This window comes from Polaromonas sp. P1_G2 (genome assembly GCF_056405515.1).
This window is the reverse complement of record NZ_JBFUBY010000807.1, coordinates 1-550: the sequence shown is the minus strand read 5'-3', so window position 1 is coordinate 550 and position 550 is coordinate 1. Positions and strand designations below refer to the sequence as shown.

At 62.9% G+C, this 550-nt stretch carries 1 protein-coding gene; it reads right to left on the bottom strand.

Annotated elements, in window-relative coordinates; genetic code table 11:
• Nucleotides 1–476 (bottom strand): thiolase family protein (locus AC1D0P_RS27710; protein WP_477679663.1); only part of this gene is annotated, 476 nt, incomplete at its 3' end.
• Nucleotides 477–550 lie beyond the last annotated feature (74 nt).

The window sequence follows — 550 nt, the reverse complement described above, 5'->3', positions numbered from 1 at the left end:
CCCATATGATAGCCGTGGAAGGCGTCAGTCAGGCCATCCTTGATCATCGTGTCGATCATCTTGAAGTCGCCCATCTTCACGCCGGAGCGCAGATGCTGGCAATGCGGCGCCATGGACATCGATTCCATGCCGCCGGCGACGATGATGTTCGCATCACCGCTGACGATCTGCTGCATGCCCAGCGCCACGGCGCGCAGTCCGGAGCCGCAGAGCTGGTTGATGCCGATGGCGGTCTTCTCGACCGGGATGCCGGCCAGGACGGCGGACTGGCGAGCCGGATTCTGGCCTTCACCGGCCTGCAGCACCTGGCCGAGGATGACCTCGTCGACTTCCGCTGCCTCGACATTGGCGCGCTCGAGTACGCCCTTGATGACGGCAATGCCGAGCTCATGCGCCGGCGTATTGGCGAAGCTGCCGTTGAATGAGCCGACCGCGGTGCGGGCCGCGCTGGCGATGACGATGGACGGGCTGCTCATGGTATTTCCTCCGTGTAATTTAGCGTGACAGTGGCAAACGGCCGTAGAGCTGTCAATGACGTGCAATTGCGACG